Annotated in this window: 20 protein-coding genes; 10 read left to right on the top strand and 10 right to left on the bottom strand. The window is 71.4% G+C overall.

The genetic code is table 11. The annotated features are described in order from the left end of the window. Positions 1-30 precede the first annotated feature (30 nt). Positions 31-1,713 carry a penicillin-binding transpeptidase domain-containing protein gene (locus ACFZBP_RS23650; RefSeq protein WP_391415845.1) on the top strand — a complete coding sequence of 561 codons (1,683 nt, stop codon included), beginning with the start codon at positions 31-33 and terminating at the stop codon, positions 1,711-1,713. Positions 1,714-1,716: 3 nt separating this feature from the next. On the opposite strand, the gene ACFZBP_RS23645 is transcribed toward ACFZBP_RS23650, so the two are convergent. After that, positions 1,717-2,103: an SsgA family sporulation/cell division regulator gene (locus ACFZBP_RS23645; RefSeq protein WP_391415843.1), complete on the bottom strand. Its 387-nt coding sequence runs from the start codon at positions 2,101-2,103 to the stop codon at positions 1,717-1,719. A gap of 166 nt (positions 2,104-2,269) precedes the next feature. On the opposite strand from ACFZBP_RS23645, the gene ACFZBP_RS23640 reads away from it, so the two are divergent. The 6 genes from ACFZBP_RS23640 to ACFZBP_RS23615 all read left to right on the top strand — a co-directional run bounded on the left by ACFZBP_RS23640 (position 2,270) and on the right by ACFZBP_RS23615 (position 7,178). Further along, the gene (locus tag ACFZBP_RS23640) at positions 2,270-3,328 is read left to right on the top strand and encodes an energy-coupling factor ABC transporter permease (protein WP_383447998.1); all 1,059 of its coding nucleotides are present in this window, start codon (positions 2,270-2,272) and stop codon (positions 3,326-3,328) included. Position 3,329: 1 nt separating this feature from the next. Next, positions 3,330-4,091, top strand: coding sequence for a cobalt ECF transporter T component CbiQ (gene cbiQ / locus ACFZBP_RS23635; RefSeq protein ID WP_391415841.1), 762 nt, complete (start codon positions 3,330-3,332; stop codon positions 4,089-4,091). Then, positions 4,079-4,891 carry an ATP-binding cassette domain-containing protein gene (locus ACFZBP_RS23630; RefSeq protein WP_391415839.1) on the top strand — a complete coding sequence of 271 codons (813 nt, stop codon included), beginning with the start codon at positions 4,079-4,081 and terminating at the stop codon, positions 4,889-4,891. Before cbiQ ends, ACFZBP_RS23630 begins: the two co-directional genes overlap by 13 nt. Then, a complete protein-coding gene (locus ACFZBP_RS23625; protein ID WP_391415837.1) occupies positions 4,888-5,349 on the top strand; it encodes a MarR family transcriptional regulator in 462 nt (153 codons plus the stop codon). The genes ACFZBP_RS23630 and ACFZBP_RS23625 overlap by 4 nt, the downstream gene beginning before the upstream one ends. 106 nt (positions 5,350-5,455) lie before the next feature. Then, positions 5,456-5,905 carry an Ohr family peroxiredoxin gene (locus ACFZBP_RS23620; protein ID WP_391415835.1) on the top strand — a complete coding sequence of 150 codons (450 nt, stop codon included), beginning with the start codon at positions 5,456-5,458 and terminating at the stop codon, positions 5,903-5,905. A gap of 115 nt (positions 5,906-6,020) precedes the next feature. Further along, on the top strand, positions 6,021-7,178 hold the full coding sequence (locus ACFZBP_RS23615; protein ID WP_391415833.1) for a serine hydrolase: 1,158 nt from the start codon (positions 6,021-6,023) through the stop codon (positions 7,176-7,178). Positions 7,179-7,384: 206 nt separating this feature from the next. Here the strand turns inward: ACFZBP_RS23615 and ACFZBP_RS23610 are convergent, their stop codons facing one another. Continuing rightward, positions 7,385-7,660 carry a dsRBD fold-containing protein gene (locus tag ACFZBP_RS23610; RefSeq protein WP_391415831.1) on the bottom strand — a complete coding sequence of 92 codons (276 nt, stop codon included), beginning with the start codon at positions 7,658-7,660 and terminating at the stop codon, positions 7,385-7,387. Between the two features lie 234 nt (positions 7,661-7,894). Here ACFZBP_RS23610 and ACFZBP_RS23605 point away from each other — a divergent pair, with 234 nt between their 5' ends. Beyond that, positions 7,895-9,367 carry a metallophosphoesterase gene (locus tag ACFZBP_RS23605; protein WP_391415829.1) on the top strand — a complete coding sequence of 491 codons (1,473 nt, stop codon included), beginning with the start codon at positions 7,895-7,897 and terminating at the stop codon, positions 9,365-9,367. A gap of 144 nt (positions 9,368-9,511) precedes the next feature. Further along, on the top strand, positions 9,512-9,796 hold the full coding sequence (locus ACFZBP_RS23600) for a hypothetical protein (protein ID WP_383447974.1): 285 nt from the start codon (positions 9,512-9,514) through the stop codon (positions 9,794-9,796). A 51-nt stretch (positions 9,797-9,847) separates the two neighbouring features. Here the strand turns inward: ACFZBP_RS23600 and ACFZBP_RS23595 are convergent, their stop codons facing one another. The 4 genes from ACFZBP_RS23595 to ACFZBP_RS23580 form a co-directional block, all read right to left on the bottom strand. Continuing rightward, positions 9,848-10,693, bottom strand: a complete 846-nt coding sequence (locus tag ACFZBP_RS23595) for an EamA family transporter (protein ID WP_383447971.1) — start codon at positions 10,691-10,693, stop codon at positions 9,848-9,850. After that, complete coding sequence (locus ACFZBP_RS23590; RefSeq protein WP_391415826.1) at positions 10,690-11,169, bottom strand: YbaK/EbsC family protein; 480 nt, start codon at positions 11,167-11,169, stop codon at positions 10,690-10,692. Before ACFZBP_RS23590 ends, ACFZBP_RS23595 begins: the two co-directional genes overlap by 4 nt. 185 nt (positions 11,170-11,354) lie before the next feature. Then, positions 11,355-13,637 (bottom strand): MMPL family transporter, encoded by a 2,283-nt coding sequence (locus ACFZBP_RS23585; protein WP_391415823.1) that lies wholly within the window; start codon positions 13,635-13,637, stop codon positions 11,355-11,357. A 140-nt stretch (positions 13,638-13,777) separates the two neighbouring features. Continuing rightward, positions 13,778-14,380 (bottom strand): TetR/AcrR family transcriptional regulator C-terminal ligand-binding domain-containing protein, encoded by a 603-nt coding sequence (locus tag ACFZBP_RS23580; RefSeq protein WP_391415821.1) that lies wholly within the window; start codon positions 14,378-14,380, stop codon positions 13,778-13,780. 166 nt (positions 14,381-14,546) lie between these two features. On the opposite strand from ACFZBP_RS23580, the gene ACFZBP_RS23575 reads away from it, so the two are divergent. Continuing rightward, positions 14,547-17,783, top strand: coding sequence for a S41 family peptidase (locus tag ACFZBP_RS23575; RefSeq protein ID WP_391415819.1), 3,237 nt, complete (start codon positions 14,547-14,549; stop codon positions 17,781-17,783). A 138-nt stretch (positions 17,784-17,921) separates the two neighbouring features. On the opposite strand, the gene ACFZBP_RS23570 is transcribed toward ACFZBP_RS23575, so the two are convergent. From ACFZBP_RS23570 to ACFZBP_RS23555, 4 genes are all read right to left on the bottom strand, one after another. Beyond that, positions 17,922-18,131, bottom strand: coding sequence for a hypothetical protein (locus tag ACFZBP_RS23570; RefSeq protein WP_383447955.1), 210 nt, complete (start codon positions 18,129-18,131; stop codon positions 17,922-17,924). Positions 18,132-18,219: 88 nt separating this feature from the next. Continuing rightward, positions 18,220-19,104 (bottom strand): short-chain dehydrogenase/reductase, encoded by an 885-nt coding sequence (locus tag ACFZBP_RS23565; protein ID WP_391415816.1) that lies wholly within the window; start codon positions 19,102-19,104, stop codon positions 18,220-18,222. After that, positions 19,101-20,036 carry an alpha/beta fold hydrolase gene (locus tag ACFZBP_RS23560; RefSeq protein WP_383447945.1) on the bottom strand — a complete coding sequence of 312 codons (936 nt, stop codon included), beginning with the start codon at positions 20,034-20,036 and terminating at the stop codon, positions 19,101-19,103. The genes ACFZBP_RS23565 and ACFZBP_RS23560 overlap by 4 nt, the downstream gene beginning before the upstream one ends. Then, positions 20,033-21,544 carry an NAD(P)-binding domain-containing protein gene (locus tag ACFZBP_RS23555; protein ID WP_391415814.1) on the bottom strand — a complete coding sequence of 504 codons (1,512 nt, stop codon included), beginning with the start codon at positions 21,542-21,544 and terminating at the stop codon, positions 20,033-20,035. The genes ACFZBP_RS23560 and ACFZBP_RS23555 overlap by 4 nt, the downstream gene beginning before the upstream one ends. Positions 21,545-21,620: the final 76 nt, after the last annotated feature.

Genomic DNA, 21,620 nt, shown 5'->3' with positions numbered 1-21,620 from the left:
CCCCTGGAATACGCGAGGGAACGGAAAGCAGTGGGCAACAGAGGGCGCGTCGCTGAGCGACGGAAGACCAACCCCGCCGTGCTCGGCGGGATGATCGCCGTGGTCGTCGGCGGCGCCGGGTTCGGCGCCTACGCGCTGTTCGGCGGCGGGGCCGTCGCCGACAGCCGTACGCAGTCGACGTCGGCGAGCGCCGACGACAAGGCCAAGGACGTCAAGACCGGCCCCCTGTCGGCGACCGAGGTCACGTCCGCGGCCCGCGAGTTCCTCACCGCCTGGCAGCGGGGGCAGGTCACCGAGGCGGCCGCCGCCACGGACGACACCACGGCCGCCAAGGCCCTGTTGACCGGCTACACCAAGGACGCCCACATCAAGGACGTCACCCTCACCGCCGGCGCCCGCACCGGCGACAAGGTCCCCTTCGCCGTGAAGGGCACCGTCTCCTACAAGGGCACCACCAAGCCGCTGGCGTACGGCAGTTCGCTGACGGTCGTGCGGCGCGCCGAGGACGGCAAGCCGCTCGTCGAGTGGCACTCGGCGATCGTCCACCCCGACCTGAAGGACGGCGACACCCTCGTCACCGGCGAGTCCGGCACCCCGCCGGTCAAGGCCCTCGACCGGGACGGCGGCGAGATCACCGAGGACAAGTACCCGTCGCTGGGCTCCGTCCTGGACGGGCTGCGCGAGAAGTACGGCGACAAGGCCGGCGGCAAGGCGGGCGTCGAGCTCCAGGTGGTCCGGGGCGAGGCGTCGAAGAAGGCCGAGCTGTCCGACAAGACCCTGCTGGAGCTGAGCCAGGGCACCCCGGGCACGGTGAAGACGACGCTGAGCCCGACGATGCAGGCCGCCGCGGAGCAGCAGGTCGCCGCCAAGTCGCGGGCGTCGGTGGTCGTGCTGCGCCCCTCGACCGGTGAGATCCTGGCCGTCGCGAACTCCTCGCACGGCTTCAACACGGCCTTCCAGGGCTCCCTCGCGCCCGGCTCCACGATGAAGGTCATCACCTCCTCGCTGCTGATCGACAAGGGCCTCGCGTCGGCGGACAAGGAGCACCCCTGCCCGAAGTACTTCACGTACGGCGGCTGGAAGTTCCAGAACGACGACAAGTTCGAGATCAAGGGCGGCACCTTCAAGGCGAGCTTCGCCCGCTCCTGCAACACGGCCTTCATCAGCCAGGCGCCCGCGCTGGACAACGACAGCCTGACCCAGCAGGCTCAGCAGGTCTTCGGCCTCTCCATGAACAACTGGTCCGTCGGCGTCCCGACCTTCGACGGCTCCGTCCCGGTCCAGTCGCAGGCCCAGATGGCGGCCTCGCTCATCGGCCAGGGCGGTGTGCGGATGAACCCGCTGAACATGGCGTCGGTGTCGGCGACCGTGAAGACGGGCACCTTCAAGCAGCCCTACCTGGTGGCCCCCTCGGTCGACAACCGCACTCTCGCCACCGCCTCCCGCTCCCTGTCCGCGTCCACGCTGTCCCAGCTGCGCGAGCTGATGGCGTACACGGCGGCCTACGGCACGGCGGCCGAGGCGATGTCCGGGGTCACCGGTGACGTCGGCGCGAAGACGGGCTCGGCGGAGGTCGACGGCCAGAAGAAGCCGAACGGCTGGTTCACCGCGTACCGGGGCGACCTGGCGGCGGCGGGCGTGGTCCAGGCGGGCGGCCACGGCGGTGACACGGCTGGGCCGATCGTGGCGGATCTGCTGAAGCTGGGCGGCTGAGGGTCAGCTCCTCAGCTGAGGCTCACGCTCGACGGGCGCGGTGGGTGCGGCGGCCAGATATGTCCGCCGCAGGAACCTCATCAGGGCCTTCGTCTCGAACTGCACCACCGAGACGCCTTGCGCGGAGTGGAACTCCACCACGGTCTGCACGCGGCCGCACGGCCACACCTGTATCTCCCCGCTGCCCGCGGGCGCGCGCAGGCCCTGTTCCAGCAGGGAGCGCGAGAAGGTCCACTCGCGTGACCGGCGGCCGGGCAACCGCATGCGCACCAGGCGCGGATCGGTCTCGGGGTCGTACTTCAACACGACCGGAACGGCGTCCTGTTCCTCCGCCAAGAGGTCCGCGTCAGTGACGATATGGGCTCGCGCATACTGCTCGACTACGGACATCGGACGTCCCCTTACCGTGCGTCACCTGCGCGGAAACCATGCATCCGCCTCCCCTCCAATGTCCCATATTTCCGGTATTACACCCTCCGGAGCGTCTTATCTCGTGTTTACAACAGAGAGTGAGCCGCTCTTGCGAATGGTTCGCATCAAGCCACACCATCGAAGGGTGCATGTACCTGACGGATTCATAGACGCCCCGACCTCCGCCGTGACCGGAGTGGTCGCCGCGGCCGCGGTCGCCGTGAGCCTGCGCGGTGCGCGCCGCGAGCTCGACGAGCGGACGGCGCCGCTGGCCGGCCTGGTGGCCGCGTTCATCTTCGCGGTGCAGATGCTGAACTTCCCCGTCGCGGCCGGGACCAGCGGACATCTGCTCGGCGGCGCCCTCGCCGCCATCCTCGTCGGCCCCTATACCGGCGCGTTGTGCATCTCCGTCGTCCTGCTGATGCAGGGCATCCTCTTCGCGGACGGCGGCCTGACCGCGCTCGGCGTGAACATCACCAACATGGCGATCGTCGGCGTCGTCGTGGCCTACGTCGTCTTCCGCGGCCTGGTGAAGGTCCTGCCGAAGACCCGGCGCTCGATCACCGCGGCCTCCTTCGTCGCCGCGATCGTGTCGGTGCCGGCCGCGGCCCTCGCGTTCACGCTGCTGTTCTGGATCGGCGGCACCACCGACGTCTCGATCGGCAAGGTCGCCACCGCCATGGTCGGCGTCCACCTGCTGATCGGCATCGGCGAGGCCGTGATCACCGCGCTGACCATCGGCGCCGTCGTCGCCGTACGCCCGGACCTGGTGTACGGCGCCCGTGACCTGCGACAGCCGCTGAAGCTGCGGGTCGGCGGCGAACTCGTCGACGCCCCGGCCGCCGAGGCCGCGCGGCCCGTCGCCGCACGGACCTCGCGCCGCACCCTGTGGATCAGCGGCCTGGCCACCTCCCTCGTGCTGGCCGGATTCGTCAGTTTCTACGCCTCCGCCAGCCCCGACGGCCTGGAGAAGGTCGCCGAGGACAAGGGCTTCGCCGAGTCCGCCGAGGAGCACGCCAGTGCCGACTCGCCGCTCGCCGACTACGGCGTCAAGAACATCGACAACGTCCGCCTCTCGGGTGGTCTCGCCGGAGTGATCGGCGTCGGCGCGACCGTCGTCGCGGGCACCGGCGTCTTCTGGGCGGTGCGCAGGCGTCGTACGGACGAGGGGGCCGACGTGTCCCCCACGAGCACGAGCGTCTGACATGGGCGCAGGGCACGCGCACCGGCTCTACCGGCACGGGCACTCGCCCGTGCACGGTCTGCCGCCGCACACCAAGCTCGCCGCGACGTTCGCGTTCGTGGTGGTCGTGGTGTCGACACCGCGGGAGGCGATGTGGGCGTTCGGGCTGTACGCCGTGCTGCTCGCGCTCGTCGCGTACGCCGCCCGCGTGCCCGCCGGGTTTCTGCTGAAGCGGCTGCTGATCGAGGTGCCGTTCGTCGCGTTCGCGGTGCTGATGCCGTTCGTGGCGGAGGGCGAGCGGGTCGAGGCGCTGGGGATGTCGCTGAGCGTCAGCGGACTGTGGGGCGCCTGGAACGTGCTGGCCAAGGGCACCCTCGGCGTCGCCGCCTCCGTGCTGCTCGCCTCGACGACCGAGCTGCGGGAACTGCTGTTGGGACTGCAGCGGTTGAGGCTGCCACCGCTGCTCGTGCAGATCGCGTCGTTCATGATCCGCTACGGCGACGTGATCACGGACGAGATGCGGCGCATGCGCGTCGCCCGTGAGTCGCGCGGCTTCGAGGCGAAGGGCGTACGGCACTGGGGCGTGCTCGCGAAGTCGGCGGGCGCGCTGTTCATCCGGTCCTACGAGCGCGGCGAGCGCGTGCATCTGGCCATGATCAGCCGGGGGTACGCCGGTTCGATGCCGGTGATCGACGAGGTGACCGCGTCCCGGGCGCAGTGGTCGTACGCCCTCGCGCTCCCCTTCGCCGCCCTCGTCGTCTGTCTGCTGGGATGGTCGCTGTGACGGAACCGATTCCCTCCCTGGAAGTGGCCGGTCTGGCCTTCGCCTACCCCGACGGCCACCAGGCCCTGTTCGGCGTGGACTTCTCCCTCGCGCGCGGCGAACGGGTCGCGCTGCTCGGCCCGAACGGCGCCGGCAAGACGACGCTCGTCCTCCACCTCAACGGCATCCTGAGCGGCGGCACGGGCACGGTGCACGTCGCCGGGCTGCCCGTCGGCAAGCAGCACATGGCCGAGATCCGGCGCCGGGTCGGGATCGTGTTCCAGGACCCGGACGACCAGCTGTTCATGCCGACGGTCCGCGAGGACGTGGCCTTCGGGCCCGCGGCGGCCGGGCTCAAGGGGCCGGAGCTGGAGGAACGCGTCGACCGGGCCCTGGAGCGGGTCGGCATGGCGGAGTTCAAGAACCGCCCGCCGCACCATCTCTCCTTCGGCCAGCGCCGCCGGGTCGCGGTGGCGACGGTGCTGGCGATGGAGCCGGAGATCCTCGTCCTCGACGAGCCCTCCTCCAACCTCGACCCCGCCTCCCGCCGTGAACTGGCCGACATCCTGCGCTCCTTGGACGTCACCGTCCTCATGGTCACGCACGACCTGCCGTACGCCCTGGAGCTGTGCCCGCGCTCGCTCGTCCTCAGCGAGGGCGTGATCGCGGCGGACGGCAGGACGGCGGAGCTGCTGTCCGACGACGAGCTGATGCGCACGCATCGGCTGGAGCTGCCGTTCGGCTTCGATCCGCGGTCCGTGGTGGGGGTGCCCCCGCGCGAGCCGGGCGAAGCCGGTTCGCGCGTGAGGGAGGGCGCGTGACGAACGAGGAGACCAAGGGCTCGCTGTTGCTCGACGAGCAGCTGTGCTTCGCGCTGTACGCAGCCCAGCGCGCCGTGACGGCCGCCTACCGCCCGCTCCTCGACGAACTCGGGCTCACCTACCCGCAGTACCTCGTCCTGCTGGTCCTGTGGGAGCGCGGCGAGACGACGGTGAAGGAACTGGCGGCGGCCCTCCGGCTCGACTACGGGACCGTCTCCCCGCTGCTGAAGCGGCTGGAGGCGGCCGGGCTGGTGCGGCGGGAGCGGTCGGCGCGGGACGAGCGGTCGGTGCTCGTCGCGGTCACCGCGCAGGGCGAGGGGCTGCGGGAGCGCGCACAGTGCGTACCCGGCACGCTGCTCGCGGAGACCGGGCTCGGCGGCCCGGAGGTGAAGCGGCTGCGCGAGGAGCTGTGGCAGCTGGCGGCGAAGGCGACGGCCGCCGCCGACCGGGCCCGCTGATCTCGGCTTACCAATGGTTACTACCCCCTGGTAACAGCGGCCCCATACCGGCCAGTACCTTGTGCACGATGTACTTGCGCACGTTCCTTCTGGGGGAGGGCCAACCATGACCGACGAGGGCACGGCAGTCGACACCCGTCCGACGAAGATCATGTACGTCGCCGAGGCCACCGCGCACGGCGGCCGGGACGGCTTCGTCACCAGCCTGGACGGGCAGATCGAGCTCAAGGTCGCGATGCCGCCGGCACTCGGCGGTGACGGCAACGGCACCAACCCCGAGCAGCTGTTCGCCGCCGGCTACAGCGCCTGCTTCCACAACGCGCTGATCCTGGTAGGCAACCGCGCGGGCTACGACCTCACCGGGTCCACGGTCTCCGCGAAGGTCGGCATCGGCCCCAACAAGCACCGCGGCTACGGCCTCGCGGTGGCCCTCAGCGTGTCCCTGCCGGTACTGGACGCGGACCTCGCGGCGAAGCTGGTGGATGCGGCGCACGAGGTGTGCCCGTATTCGAACGCGACTCGGGGGAACATCGACGTGAGCATTTTGCTGGGCTGAATTCCGCGGCCGGGATCGGTCGGGGAGACGTCGGCCACAGTTGGAATCGGGGGACTCGGGCCTGTGTTGGGATGGCTGGCGGTGGCCGTGGAGCACAGGCGCAGGGAGTACGGACGTGGATGTGAACGGCACAGTGGCCGAGGGCTTCGAGCCGGTCAGGGAGGCGTTCGTACGGAACTTCACCTCGCTCGGCGAGCGGGGTGCGGCGGTCGCCGTGTACCGGGACGGGCGCAAGGTCGTCGACCTGTGGGCCGGTACGAAGGACGTCGACGGCACGCGGCCCTGGGAGCACGGGACCGCGCAGGTCGTGCGCTCGGCGACCAAGGGGGTCGCCGCCGCCGTACCGCTCCTCCTCCATCAGCGCGGAGAGCTGGACCTGGACGCGCCGGTGGCCGCGTACTGGCCGGAGTTCAAGGCGCACGGCAAGGAGCGGCTGCTGGTCCGGCACGTCCTGAACCACCGCGCCGGGCTCCCGGTGCTGGACCACCCGCTCACGCCCGAGGAGGCCCTGGACCCGCACCGCGGCCCCGAGGCGGTGGCCGCGCAGGCGCCCGCATGGGAGCCGGGCACCGACCACGGCTATCACGCACTGACGTACGGCTGGCTGCTGGACGAACTCGTGCGGCGGGTGACGGGACGCTGGGCGGGCGAGTGGCTCGCGGCGGAGGTCACCGGTCCGCTGGGCCTGGACCTGTGGCTGGGACTGCCGGAGTCGGAGGCGGCACGGGTGGGCCGTACCGGCCGGGTCGACGGTCCTGAACCGGCCGGTGGACTGCGCTCACGCCCGAAGCGGTCGGTCACCGAGGCCTACGACGACCCGGACTCCCTCACGCGCCGCGCCTTCGCCGCCATCACCCCGTTCCCCGACCAGAACGACCCCGCCTACCTCGCCGCCGCCCTCCCCGCGACGAACGGCATCGCGACGGCCGACGGTCTGGCCCGCTTCTACGCGGCGCTGATCGGCGAGGTCGACCGCGTACGGCTCTTCGACCCGGCGACCGTCGAGGCGGCCCGCGCGGAGGAGTCGTCGGGCCCGGATCGCGTCCTGGTCGTCAACACCCGTTTCGGCCTCGGCTACATGCTCCACGGCCCCGCCTCCCCCCTCCTCGGCCCGGGCTCCTTCGGCCACCCCGGCCGCGGCGGCGCTCTGGGCTTCGCCGACCCGGAGTCGGGGATCGCCTTCGCCTACGTGACGAACGGCTTCCGCAAGACGGTGACAGCGGACCCGAGGGCCCAGGGGTTGATACGGGCGGTGCGGGCAGCACTCTCGTAAAGGCTCGGCGCCAGTGCAGCACAGGGCCCGGCACGCCCCCAATCTTTTGGGGGCGCGGGGCTGTATCGATTTGCGGCTCCGCCGCGCGGGCGCGACCAGCCACCTCACCTCTTGACGCGCGGCGCCACCAACCCCCTAGGGGCGCGGGGAACTGCGCGACCAGCCCCCACGCCGCCGCGGCCGAAACACAACCTGTCCCGGCACCCTCACACGTGAATGGGATGCGACGTACGCCCCGACGCCTGGTCGATCTCGCTGTGCGCCTTCGTGAGCATCTGCATCGCCAGCTCGTTCAACGCCCGCGCCCCGGCAATCTCCTCCCCCACCCGCGGCTGATTCGCGTCCGTGTGGTGCCGCGAGGCATGCCCGTGGGCGCGTACCTCACTGCCGTCGGGGAGGCGCACCATCGCCACCGCCCTGGTGTGCGTCTCGTCCTCCTGGAACTCCAGCTCGACATGCCATCCCACTGCGGTGTGCATCATGACGATCACCTCCGGAAGTTCTGCTTCCAGGGTGCGCCCAGGAGGCCACCGCCGACCAGTCAGAGGAGCAAACACGGCAACTCGGGATCAGTGAGACTCGGCACACTCCCTTCGGTGACCGCCTTCGCCCTGCTTCCATGGAGATGTCGCGTTCCACGGAGATGTCGCGCGCCGGACCTGGCCCCGCCGCCACCGCCACCTCCCCCGTTCACCGCACCGGGCCACATCGAGGACATGCGCTGCTGCTTCTCCGCCCACCTCCCCGCCCTCGCGGCACTGTCGGCCCTCCCCGGCCCCTGCGAGGTGCTTCGCTCCGGCGCCCGTCTCGCCCCCGCCCTGCTGCAGTCGGCGTCTGCCGCCGTGCAGCGGTCCCGCTCCCCCCACCCCGACGACCTGATCGCCGTCAGCCTCGAACTCGTCACCCTCACCGAGGACCGCGCCGTCATCACCTGGTACACCGGGATCCCGGGCACCGACGACGGCCTGGGCCACCCCCTCCCCGCGCTCACCGAGGGCGAGATCGTCTACGGCACCCACCCCTCCCGCCTCAACCGCACGGCGTCCGAGGGCCGCCCGACCGCCCACCACCAGGTCGAACTCACCGACCTGGAGCCGGGGCAGACGTACTACTACCAGGCCCGCTCCCGGGGCACCGCCGCGACGCCCACCCCGCTGCACCTCGTACGCGGCAACGCGGTGGGCACCTCGACGTTCGGGTTCGGATCGAGCGGCGGGCCGTACTGCTTCACCACCCCGCAGCCGCCGCCCGGCCGGCATCTGCTGTCGATCGCGCTCTGCAACGACCTGCACCTCGGCGAGACGACCGCCGGCCTCGTCGGCGGCATCCCCCTGTTGCGCGGGGTGCCTCAGCAGCCGGGCCGGGCACCGTATCCGGAGCTGATGAGCCGCGCCCTGGTCGAGGAGGCCCGGCGGCGCGGGGCGGACGTACTGCTGGCCGGGGGCGACATCTCGGCGGGCGGGGCGGCGCACGACCTCGGTGCGGCGCGGCGGATCCTGGACGGCTTCGGCGCGCACGGCGAGGACTACTTCGTCGTACGCGGCAATCACGACCGTTCCCGGGACAACGCCTCCTTCCAGACCGCGTTCCCGGTCGGTGACGCCGGGCCGGGGTACTTCGCCCGCGACCTCGGCGGCCTGCGGGTCATCGGCCTCGACACCTACGTCAAGACCGGCAACGGCGCCGACGCGGGCGGGCTCGGCCCGGAGCAACTGGCGTGGTTCCAGGCCCGGTTGAGGGAGGCCCCGGACCAGCCGACCCTCGTCTTCGGCCACCACCCCCTGACCGTGCGGGACTCGGTCTTCCCGGTCACCCGCGGCCAGCAGCTGGACCGCCGCCAGGCCCGCGCCGTCGTCGACGCCTACGCGTCCGCGCCCGGCGTCTTCCTCCACCATGCCGGCCACACCCACCGCAACAAGCGCACCGTGCTGTCGCGGGCCCCGCACGTGACCCAGCAGGAGGTCGCCGCCGCCAAGGAGTACCCGGGCGGCTTCACCCTGGTGCGCATCCACACCGGCGGTTACGCCCTCAACCACTACAAGGCCGGTGACCTGGCGGCCCGTCAGTGGAGCGAGCGCAGTCGCCGGGTGGCCGCGGGGCTGTGGCCCCACCACGCCCTCGGCCGGTCCGTGACCGACCGCAACAGCGTGACGGCACACGACCTGTCGGGGATCACGCGGCGCGTGTAGGGCCCGACTTCAGGCCGCCGTCGTCACCCCGGAACAGCATCATCCCGGCAGAAGATCGCGAAACTCGGCGCGCCACAGGATGATTTGGGGCATTTCCTACTTAATCTCCCTAAATCGCATCCACCTCACTCCACCGGAGATGACATGCACAAGCTTCGCAAGGCCGCGGTCCTGGTCGCCGCCCTCACCACCGTCGGTCTCGTGGGCGCGGGCACCGCGCAGGCCGACCAGGGCCCCCGGGGCAACAAAGTCGACGTGATGCAGAGCACCAACTGCAAGTCCCACGACCTGAACATCGACATCCTCGGCGTGGTCGGAATCCTCAACGGCCTCCTGGGCAGCGGCGTCAACGGCGAGGGCGATTCGGGCGCCCAGAGCACGCACCTCGGCTCGACAATGGGCTGCAACAACGGCGCCTTCAGCGGCTGACCGAACACCTGACGGTGCGGGAGCCCCGGCCACAACGGGCAGGGGCTCCCGCTACCCCGCGCGCAGCATCAGCCCGATCCCCACGACCAGCAACCCCGCCGCCACGATGCGCGGCGCCCCGAACCGCTCCTTGAAGAACACGGCGCCGATCGCGGCGCCGACGATGATCGACGACTCCCGCAGGGCGGCTATCGGCGCCAGCTCGGCCTTCGTCTGGGCCCACAGCACCAGTGCGTACGCGGCGAAGGACAGCGCGGCACCCAGCAGTCCCACCCCGGCGAACGGCCGCAGCACCGCGACCGTCTCCCGGCGCCAGCGCCAGACGGCGTACGCCGGCACGGCGAGTCCCTGCACCGCCATCAGCCAGGCGATGTACCCGAGGGACGACCCGGAGGCCCGCACCCCCAGCCCGTCCAGCACGGTGTACGCCGCGATGCTCAGCCCGGTCGCCAGCGCCGCGCCGATCGCGGCCCAGTTGGGCGGGTTCCCGCGCAGCCCCCACAGCGCGACGCCCGTGAGTCCCGCGCAGGACAGCGCGATCCCGGCGGCGGCCCATCCGTCCGGTACCTCATGGGCGACGAAGGCGGCGACCACGGCGACGACGAGCGGCGCGCTGCCGCGCGCGATGGGGTACGCCTGCCCGAAGTCGCCCAGCCGGAACGACTTCATGAGCAGCGCGAAGTACACGATGTGGACGAGGGCCGACGCGAGGAGACAGGGCCACGCCCCCGCCGCCGGAAACCCCCCGAACGGGATGAGGGCCAGCCCGATGACCATCCCGCCGCCCGTGATGAGCGTGAACCCCACCAGCTTGTCGGGGATCCGGTGGGCGAGGGCGTTCCAACTGGCGTGTGTGACGGCCGCGAGCAGGACCGCGGCCGTGACCAGCGGGGTCACGAAGTCCGCGGCTGCTCGCGCACGTCCACGAGGGTGGCGCCGGCATGGGTGACGAGGTCCTTGGGCGCCATCGGGAACACCGCGTGCGGGTTCCCCGCGGCGGCCCACACGACGTCGTGGCCGAGCAGCGAACGGTCCGCGAGCACGCGCGTCTTCGTACGGTGCCCGAAGGGCGGTACCCCACCGATGGCGTACCCGGTGGTCTCCCGTACGACCTCCGCCTTGGCCCGCGTGACCTTCTCGGCGCCGAGTTCCTTCCGGACGAGCTCGACGTCGACCCGCGAGGCCCCGTCCATCAGAACCAGCACCGGCTCGCCGTCCGCCGCGAAGATCAGCGACTTGCAGATCTGACTGAGCTCACACCCGATCGCCTCGGCGGCCTCGACGGCGGTACGGGTCGCGTCCGGAAACCGGCGGATCCGCGCCTGGAGGTCGGCCAGCCCGAGCTCACGAAGAGCATCGTCGAATCGGTTCATGTCCCGCAGGCTAGCGGGCCGATACGTGGCCCACGAATGAATTCCGGGTGCCCGGGGCGATGGTGAGGCGGCCGCCATGTCGCAGGCGGCGCCCGCGGAGGACGCGAAGGCCGGTGAGGGCACCCCGTCCCCACGGAGCCCTCACCGGCCGGCCCACTTCACTGGTCGCTCCTCAGGAGCACCGCTCAGACGCGGACCAGCTCCCGCTCGCCGTCCCCGTCCTTGTCGGTCTGCGTCCGCAGCCCCTCGCCCTCCACGTCGACGTTCGGCAGGGCGCGGTCCAGCCACTTCGGCAGCCACCAGGCCTTCTTGCCGAGGAGGGCGAGGACCGCCGGGACGATGGCCATGCGGACCACGAAGGCGTCGAAGAAGACGGCGACGGCGAGGCCGAAGCCGATCATCTTGACCATGGACTCGGACGAGCCGATGAAGCCCGCGAAGACGGCCATCATGATCACGGCGGCGGCCGTGACGACGCGCGCGCCGTACCGGAAGCCGGTCACCACCGCCTGGCTCGGCTTCTCTCCGTGGACGTAGGCCTCCCGCATCCGGGTCACGAGGAACACCTCGTAGTCCATGGCGAGTCCGAAGACCACGCCGACCATGAAGATCGGCATCATGGACATCACCGGGCCGGTCTCCTCCACGCCGATGAGGCCCGCGAACCAGCCCCACTGGAAGACCGCGACGACCGCGCCGAGGGCCGCCATCACGCTCAGCAGGAAGCCGAGCGCCGCCTTGAGCGGGACCAGGACCGAACGGAAGACCACGATCAGCAGGAGGAAGGCCAGGCCCACGACCAGGGCCAGGTAGGGCAGCAGGGCGTCGTTCAGCTTCTCCGAGACGTCGATGTTCATCGCCGTGGAGCCGGTGACCAGCACGGACGCGTCCGTGTCGGCCTTCACCTCGGTGCCTTTGGCACGGATGGCGTGGACCAGGTTCTCGGTCGTGACGGACGACGGCTTGGCGTCCGGGATCACCGTGATGGTGGCCGTGTCGCCCGCCTTGTTGGGCGTCGCCGGCGTGACTGTGACGACGTTCTCGATGCCCTTGACGTCGTTGCCGACCTGCTTGAAGACCGCGTCCGGGTCGTCGCTGCCCTTCGCGTCGACCACGACCATCAGCGGGCCGTTGAAGCCGGGCCCGAAGCCCTCGGACAGCAGGTCGTACGCCCGCCGCTGGGTCGTGGACGTCGGCTGCGATCCGTCGTCGGGCAGGCCCAGTTCGAGGGAGGTCGCGGGGATGGCGGCGGCACCGAGGCCGAGGACGCCGAGGAGGAGGACGGCCACCGGGCGGCGTACGACGAAGCTGGCCCAGCGGGTGCCCATGTTGGGCTTGGCCGGGGCGGCCGTACCGGAGTTGGTACCGGAGGCCGTACCTGAGGCCGTACCGGAGACGGTGGCCGCGGCGGCGGCCTTCTTGGCGGCCCGGTCGCCGCCCATCCAGCGGCTCCTCTTCCCGGTCGGCTGCACCTTCCTGCCCGCGTAGCCGAGCAGCGCCGGGATCATCGTCAGCGCGATCAGCACGGCGATCACGACCGTGCCCGCCGCCGCGATGCCCATCTTGGTCAGCATCGGGATGTTGACGACCGACAGGCCGACCAGCGCGATCACGACCGTCAGGCCCGCGAAGACCACCGCGGAGCCCGCCGTGCCGACGGCGCGTCCGGCCGCCTCCTCGCGCTCGCGGCCCTCCGCCAGTTCGGCGCGGTAGCGGGAGACGATGAACAGGGCGTAGTCGATGCCGACCGCGAGGCCGATCATCATCGCCAGCGTCGAGGTGGTGGAGCCCAGCTCCAGCGCGCTCGCCAGCGCGGTGATCGTCGAGATGCCGATGCCGACGCCGATCAGGGCGGTCAGCAGCGGGAGTCCGGCCGCGATGAGTGAGCCGAAGGTGATGACGAGGACGACCGCGGCGACCCCGATGCCGATGATCTCCGTGGCGCCGGTCTCGGGCGTCGTCTGGAGCGCGTCACCGCCGACCTCCACGGTCAGCCCGGCGTCCCGCGCGTCCTGCGCCGCGTCCTGAAGGGCCTCGCGCGAGGAGTCCTGGAGCTCCATGCCGGAGACCTCGTACTTCACTGACGCGTACGCGATCGTGCCGTCCTTGCTCACGGCGTGCCCGGTGTACGGGTCGGCGACGGAGGCCACCTCGGAGCCGTCGGACAGCTCCTTGACGGTGTCCTCGACGGTCGCCTTGTTGCCGGGGTCGGTCATCTTCTGGCCGTGCGGCGCCTTGAAGACGACCCGGGCGGTGGCGCCGTCGGCGCTCATCCCGGGGAAGCGCTGTTCCAGCAGGTCGAACGCCTTCTGCGCCTCGGTGCCGGGGATCGAGAAGGAGGTGGATCCGGCGGCGGGCGCACTGGCCGCGCCGACGCCGGCGAGGGTGAGCAGCGCGACCCATATCAGTGCGACGAAATGCCGTCGCCTGAAGGCGAGCCGGCCGAGTTTGTAGAGGAACGTGGCCACGAGGGCGACTCCCGGTCAGGTCGTGGGTTGTAGGGCCTGGTTTCGACCCAGGCCCGAGGGCAGGGGTGATCAGCCCGACGACGTGAGCGGTTACGTCAGGTGGAGGGCTTGCTGGGGAGGGGGCTCGTCGGTGACGGGCGTCAGTGGACGGGCGCGCCGAGGGCGGGGAGGACCACGGCGTCGATGTACGAGGTGAGGAAGGCCCGCGTCGGCGGCCTCTCGTCGAGGATCGTGCAGGTGACGAACGCGCCGAGCATCATGTGCACCACGAAGTCCAGTGCGGGGCAGTCCGGACGGACCTCACCCCGGTCGACCGCGCGTTGGAGCACGCGGCGGAACTCCACGATCTCCGGTTCGACGATCTGGCCCCGGAACTCCCTGTGCAGGTCCGGGTTCGCGTGCATCGCCATGGCCAGCCCGCGCATCAGGGCACTGCTCTGCGCCATCTCGGCGTCGTCCGCATGCGCCATGAGCGCGTGGAAGTCGCCGCGAAGCGACCCGGTGTCGACCTCGCCGATGTCCCGGCCAGGCTTGTTGTGCCGGATGGCCTTCACGACCAGCTCGGCCTTCCCGCCCCACTGGCGGTAGAGGGTGGCCTTGCTGGACCGGGTGCGAGCGGCCACGGCGTCCATGGTCAGGGCGTCGTAGCCGACTTCGCGGAGCAGGTCGAGCACGGCCGCGTAGAGCTCGGCCTCGCGCTCCGGGGTGATCCGACTGCGACGCGCCGTTGCGACCTCGGTCATGCCTGCTCACCTTCCCACTCCGAACGACACTGTTTCGTACACAACGAATGTAGCGCACCCTCCAGCGAAACGAAACGGTTTCGTTCGTGTCGTGGGTCACGACGACATCGCCATGGCATGGATGTCACGAGTTGCCCAGCTCCGTCCACAGGAAAAGCATGGGGAGGTGAGCTATCTGCGCCTGCCGCATCTCCATGACGACCTGTTGTGCTTCGTGGCCGAGGACGACCTGTGGCTGGCCCCCCTCGACGACCGGGGCCGCGCCTGGCGCCTCACCGTGGACCGCGCCAAGGCCGGCCACCCCCGCTTCTCGCCCGACGGCCGCCATCTCGCGTACACGAGCTGGCGCGGCCTCGTCCCCGAGATCCATCTGGTCCCGGTCGACGGCGGCCCGGGGACCCGGCTCACCCACTGGGGCTCGGCCGACACCCGGGTGTGCGGCTGGACACCCGACGGCGTGATCCTCGCCGTGGCCTCCCACGGCGAGCCCTTCTCCCACTACACCTTCGCCTACAAGGTCCGCCCCGACGGCGACCCCGGCCGCAAACTCCCCTGGGGGCCGTGCTCCGACATCCAGGTCGCCGACCTCGACGGCGAGCGACGGACCCTGCTGCTCACCGGCACCCCACCGCACGAGCCCGCCTCCTGGAAGCGCTACCGGGGCGGCGCCACCGGCCGCCTGTGGCTGCACGGCGAGCGCCTGCTCGCGGACCTCGACGGCCACCTCGACTCCCCCGTGTTCGTCGGCGGCCGGATCGCCTTCCTCTCCGACCACGAGGGCGTCGGCAACCTCTACTCGTGCGCGTACGACGGCTCCGACCTGCGCCGCCACACCGACCACGACGCCTTCTACGCCCGGCACGCGGCGAGCGACGGCACCCGGGTGGTGTACCAGTGCGCGGGCGACCTGTGGATCGTGGACGACCTCGCCGCCGGCTCCGAGCCGCGCCGCCTGGACGTACGCCTGAACGGGTCGGGCGCCGGCCGCCGCAGGTACCAGGTGCCGGCCGCCCAGCACGTCGACGGCATCTCCGTCGACGAGACCGGCCGCGCGAGTGCCGTCGTCGTCCGCGGCAGCCTCTACTGGCTCACCCACCGCGACGGCCCGGCCCGCACGATCACCGACACGCCGGGCGTACGGGTCCGGCTCCCGGAGATGCTCGGTTCGGCCGGGCAGGTCGCCTATGTGACGGACGCCGAGGGCGAGGACGCCGTCGAGATCGCCTACCTGCCGCGGGCGACCGGTGACCGCGAGCCGCGCAGGCTGGCCTCCGGCGAGGTGGGCCGGGTCCTGGAGATGGTCGCCGACCCGCAGGGCGAGCGCCTCGCCATCGCCGCCCACGACGGACGGCTCCTGCTGCTCGACGCGACGGAGGACTCCAACGGCGAGGTCACCGAGCTGATCAGCTCGGTCAACGGCCCCGTGAGGGACCTGGCGTTCTCCCCGGACGGCTCCTGGCTGACCTGGTCGCACCCCGGCATCGGCCGCTCCCTGCGCCAGATCAAGCTGGCCCGTATCAGGGACGGGCTGATCCTCGACGTCACGGGCGGCCGCTTCGAGGACGAGAACCCGGTGTTCACCCGGGACGGCCGCTATCTCGCCTTCCTCTCCTGGCGGGGCTTCGACCCGGTCTACGACGTCCACACCGGCGACCTCTCCTTCCCGCTGGGCTGCCGCCCCTACCTGGTCCCCCTCTCCTCCGCGACCCCCTCCCCCTTCGCCCTGACCCCCGAGGGCCGCCCGGCCGCCGGGGGCCTGGACCCGGTGGAGGACGAGGAGGGCGGGACCGGCGCCGCGCCGACCGTCGAGACCGAGGGCCTGGAGAGCAGGGTCACCCCGTTCCCGGTCGGCGCCTCCAAGTACTCGGCGCTGCACCCGGTCGCGGGCGGCGGCCTGGTCTGGCTGCGCTGGCCGATCTCGGGCGCGCTGGGCGAGACGTTCGCCAACCCGGACGACACGACCGGCCGGCCGACCCTGGAGCACTTCAACATCAGCAAGGCGAAGAAGTCCGAACTCGTCGACCACCTCGACTGGTTCGCGGTCAGCGGCGACGGCTCCCGCCTCGTCCTCGTCGACGAGGGCGACCTGCGGGCGGTGCCCGCCGCCGAGTCCGGCGACAGCGACAGCACGGTCTGGATCGACTCGCGCCGCATCCTGCACGAGGTCGACCCGACGGCGGAGTGGAAGCAGGCGTACGAGGAGGCGGGCCGGCTGATCCGGGCGTACTTCTGGGAGCCGGGGATGTGCGGCATCGACTGGGACGCGGTCCTCGCCCAGTACCGCCCCCTGGTCGAACGGGTCGCCTCCCCCGACGAGTTCGCCGACCTGCTCCGCGAGGTACTCGGCGAACTCGGCACCTCCCACGCCTACGTCACGGCCGCCCGCCGCAACGAGGGCCCCCCGCACTACCAGCGCTGGCAGGGCCTGCTGGGCGCCAACTTCGTACGCCGCGACGACGACTGGATGGTCCGCCGCATCCTCCCCGGCGAGTCCTCCGACTCCAAGGCCCGCTCCCCGCTGGCGGGCACCGGCATCCGCGAGGGCGCGGTGCTCACCCACGTCGACGGCCGCCCCGTGGACCCGGTCACGGGCCCCTACCCCCTGCTCGCCGGCGCCGGCGGCACGACCGTGGAGCTGACCTTCACCCCCGCCGAGGGCGAGGCGGGCCGCGCGCGGCGCGTGGCAGTGGTCCCCCTGATCGACGAACGCCCCCTGCGCTACCAGGACTGGGTCGCCAAACGCCGCGCCGTCGTCCGGGAGTTGAGCGGCGGCCGCTGCGGCTACCTCCACATCCCCGACATGGGCGGCTCGGGCTGGGCCCAGTTCAACCGCGACCTGCGCATGGAGATGTCCCGCCCCGCCCTGATCGTCGACGTACGCGGCAACGCCGGCGGCCACATCAGCGAACTCGTCGTCGAGAAGCTGACCCGCACGATCCTCGGCTGGGACCTGACGAGAAACGCCCAGCCCGTGTCGTACGCCTCGAACGCCCCACGCGGCCCCGTCGTCGCCCTCGCCGACGAGGCGACCTCCTCCGACGGCGACATGATCACGGCCGCCTTCAAACTCCTCGGACTCGGCCCGGTCGTGGGCCAACGCACCTGGGGCGGAGTCGTCGGCATGACCGGCCGCCACCGCCTCGGCGACGGCACGGTGATCACGGTCCCGATGAACGCGGCCTGGTTCGACGCCTACGGCTGGACCATCGAGAACAAGGGGGTGACCCCGGACGTGGAGGTCCTCCGGACACCGCTGGACTGGGCGGAGGGCAGACACGCCCAACTGACGGACGCGGTTGAACTGGCCTTGGACCTCCTGGAATCCAACCCCCCGGCAACGCCCCCGGATTACACACACGTACCGGATCGCTCAAGGCCCAAGCTGCCGCCCCGCACGACTTGACGTGGCGTAGGGCAACCCACCCAGGGGCGCGGGGAACTGCGCGACCAGCCCCCACCGGCCCGCACCCGAAACGCAGACGCGGGGCACCCCCCAAGCAGGGGCACCCCACGTCCACGTCAGCTGAGCCGAGGGCTACGACTACCGGTCGTAGTCCCGGTCGAACCGCTCCTCGTCCTCACGACGCACCCGCTCGGACTCCTCGTCCCGCTGCGGCCGCTGCGGCCGACCCCGCTCCGGCTGCTGCGGCTGCGGCTGCCCCTGCGGACGCCCGCGCTCCTGCTGCCCGTGCTGGCGAGCACGCTCCTGGAGCTGCTCGGACTTCTCCTTGAACTGGTCCTTCATACCCATGTGGGTTCACTCCCGTAGTGAGTGGGGGATTGGCCCCTCGGTGGGGCCTCGACCAGATTCACACGGGCGATAACCCCCCGCATGTCGATCAGTTACGCCGCGTAGTCCTCGCCTGCTCATCGGCCGCGCCGCCCGCTCCGACCAGCCCGATCCGCCGCCCCTCCAGCCGGTCCCCGAACCGCCGCACCTCCCGCTGTCCCACGGTCCCGATGAGCCCCGGCAGATACCCGCGCACCCCCTGCATCCCGCGCAGCCACCACTGCGCGTACACATGACTCGACCGCCACTCGATCCCGGCCACGATCCGGTCGACCGCGGGCCCCAGCGGATACGTCTTGTTGGACGGCCACGGCAGCCGCTTCCTCAACTCCCGCATGACGTCGTCCTGATCGGCACCGCGCACCATGTCGGTGTCGGTCCAGGACAGATACCCGACACCCACCCGCACGCCCTTGTGGCCGACTTCGGCCCGCAGACTGTGCGCGTACGCCTCGACACCGGACTTGGACGCGCAGTACGCGGTCATCATCGGCGCCGGGGTGATGGCGGCGAGCGAGGCGATCTGGAGCAGATAGCCGCGGCTCTCCATCAGCACCGGCAGAAACGCGCGCGCGGTCACCGCCGACCCGATGAGGTTGACCTCGATGACCCGCCGCCAGGCCTCCGGATCGGAGTCCACGAACGGACCGCCGCTCGCCACACCGGCGTTGGCGACGACGATGTCGACCTTCCCGAACCGCTCCTTGACCTCCCGCGCGACCCGGGCCATCGCCTCGTGGTCGGTGACGTCGGCGTACCAGTGGTCGCTGTCGCTGTGCAGCCGCTCGGAGACCTGCTTGAGCACGTCCGGCTCCAGCCCGACCAGCGCCACCTTCGCGCCGCGCGCGGAGAGCTTGCGGGCGAGCAGCTCCCCCACGCCGCGCGCCGCCCCCGTGACCACGGCGACCTGCCCTTCGAGGCTCACCCTGCTCATGCGCCCTCCTTCACCTGTGTGTACGTCGTGCTGCGCGTGTACCGCGTGACGAGTTCGCGTATCTTCCCGGTCACCGGGCCGGGCGCCTCTATCGGCGTCATGTGCCCGAGGCCGGGCAGTTCGGTGACGCCGAGGCAGTGGGGCAGCGCGGCGGCCAGCGTGTGGGCGTGCACGGGCGGGGTCAGCCGGTCGGCCGTGCCGACGACGATCGCGGTCGGTACCGCCAACTCCCGTACGCCGTGGTCGAGATCGAGCAGATCGAGGACCTGCGACCAGGCGTATCGCACCTTGCGCGGGCACGCGTGCACGATCCGCGCGCACGCCTCGACCATGTGCGGGGCCGAACCGGGGCCCATCGTGCCGTACTTGAGGATCGCCCGCGCGACCGGCGTGACCGGCCCGAGCGGCGCCCGGGCGCCGAGGACGCGCTTGGTCAGCCAGGTCCGCAGCCGTCCCGGCCGCAGCGGTAGGACCGTGGACTCGGCGACCAGCCGCGAGGATCCGGTGCTGCACAGCAGGACGGCGGCGGCGTGCTCGCGGAACCCGGGGCGGGTGGACGCGGCCATCACCGTCATGCCGCCCATGGAGTGTCCGGCGATCACGGCCTTCTCGCCGGGCGCGAGGGTCGCCTTCAGTACGGCTTCGAGGTCGTCGGCGAGCGCGTCGGCGCTGCACGCCGGGCCGGCGGGGCTGCGTCCGTGGCCGCGCTGGTCGTAGGCGATGACCCGGTGGTCGGCGGTCAGTTCCCGGATCTGCGCGGCCCAGAAGGCGGTCGAGCAGGTCCAGCCGTGCGCGAGGACGACGGCCGGCGCGTCCTGCGGGCCGTGCACCTCTATGTGCAGCCGGGCGCCGTCGGCGGAGGTGGCCGTCAGCTCACGGGCGGGGGCGGGCGGGGCGTACGGCCCGGACGTCACGTGCATGAGACGGCTCACGCGGTCACCTCGGCTTCTTCCTTGACGTCTTCCTCGGCGGTGGCTCGGAGCACGGCGTACTCCGACAGGTCCACGCGCCGCGTGACCCGCCGGAACTCCGAGGTGGTCCCGGGCCAGATGGTCGCGTTACGGCCGGTGGCGTCCAGGTACCAGCTGGTGCAGCCGCCCGTGTTCCACACCGTCCGCTTCATCCGCTCCTGCACCCGCCGGTTCCAGGTGTGCACGGCACTCGGCCGCGCGTCCAGGGCGACCCGCCCTCCCAGGACGTTCAGCTGCCGCAGGAAGTCGGCCATGTAGTTCAGCTGGGACTCGATGATCAGGATCATGGAGGAGTTCCCGAGCCCCGTGTTGGGCCCGATGACGGTCATCCAGTTCGGGAACCCGGCCGCGGAGGCGCCCCGCAGCGCCTCCATCCCGCCCTTCCAGGCCTCGGCGAGCGTCTTGCCCTCGGCCCCCACCACCCGCTCGGCGATGGGCATGTCGGTGACATGGAACCCCGTGCCGAAGATGATCGCGTCGACCTCGGCCTCGCTCCCGTCGGCGGCCACGACGGTCGAACCACGGACCTCGCTCAGCCCGCTGGCCACCACGTCGACATTGGGCTGGGCGAGCGCGGGGTAGTACGTGCTGCTCAGCAGGATCCGCTTGCAGCCGATGCGGTAGTCCGGGGTCAGCTTGGCGCGCAGGGCCGGGTCCTTGATGGAGCGGGCCATGTTGCGCTTGGCCAACTGCTCCACGAAGCCGAGCTCGCCCGGATGCTTCGTGAACGCCTGGACCTGGAGCTCCCGGATCCCCCACAGCAGTCCGCGGCGCAGCTGGGCGGTGAGGGGCAGGGCCCGGTGCAGGGAGCGTTCGACGCCCGTGATGGCGCGGTCGACGCGGGGCATGACCCAGGGCGGGGTGCGCTGGAAGAGGATGAGCCGCTCCACGTCGGGCTGGACGGCGGGCACGATCTGGATGGCGGAGGCTCCTGTCCCCACCATCGCGACGCGCTTGCCGCGCAGGTCGTAGTCGTGGTCCCAGCGGGCCGAGTGGAAGACCTTGCCGGGGAAGGAGTCGAGCCCCGGGACGTCGGGGACCTTGGGGTCGGACAGCGGCCCGGTGGCGGAGACGACGAAGTCGGCCGACAGACTCCCGCCGCTGGTCTCGATGTCCCAGCACAGCCGCTCGCCGTTCCAGGTCATCCGCTCCACCTCCGCGTTGAAGCGGATGTGCGGCCGCAGCCCGAAGACGTCCGTGACGTGCTCCAGATAGGCCCGGATGTGTTCCTGCCCGGAGAAAGTGCGCGGCCAGTCGGGGTTGGGCGCGAAGGAGAACGAGTACAGATGGGACGGCACATCGCAGGCGCACCCCGGATAACTGTTGTCCCGCCAGGTGCCGCCGACGCTGTCGGCCCGCTCCAGGACGACGAAGTCGGTGACGCCCTCGCGTCGCAGCCGGACGGCTGCCCCCAACCCACCGAACCCGGACCCGACCACCGCGACCCGCACATGTTCGCGTTCGGCCATGCCTGTGCCTCCACACTTGAACACACTTGAACCGGAACCCTGCCAGTGAACACTGGCGCAATGGGGAGAGTAGAGG

The organism is Streptomyces sp. NPDC008086, assembly GCF_042957325.1.
In the GTDB taxonomy this organism is placed as follows: Bacteria; Actinomycetota; Actinomycetes; order Streptomycetales; family Streptomycetaceae; genus Streptomyces.
Note: the sequence above shows the minus strand (reverse complement) of the source record. Positions and strands in the feature narration are given on the sequence as shown.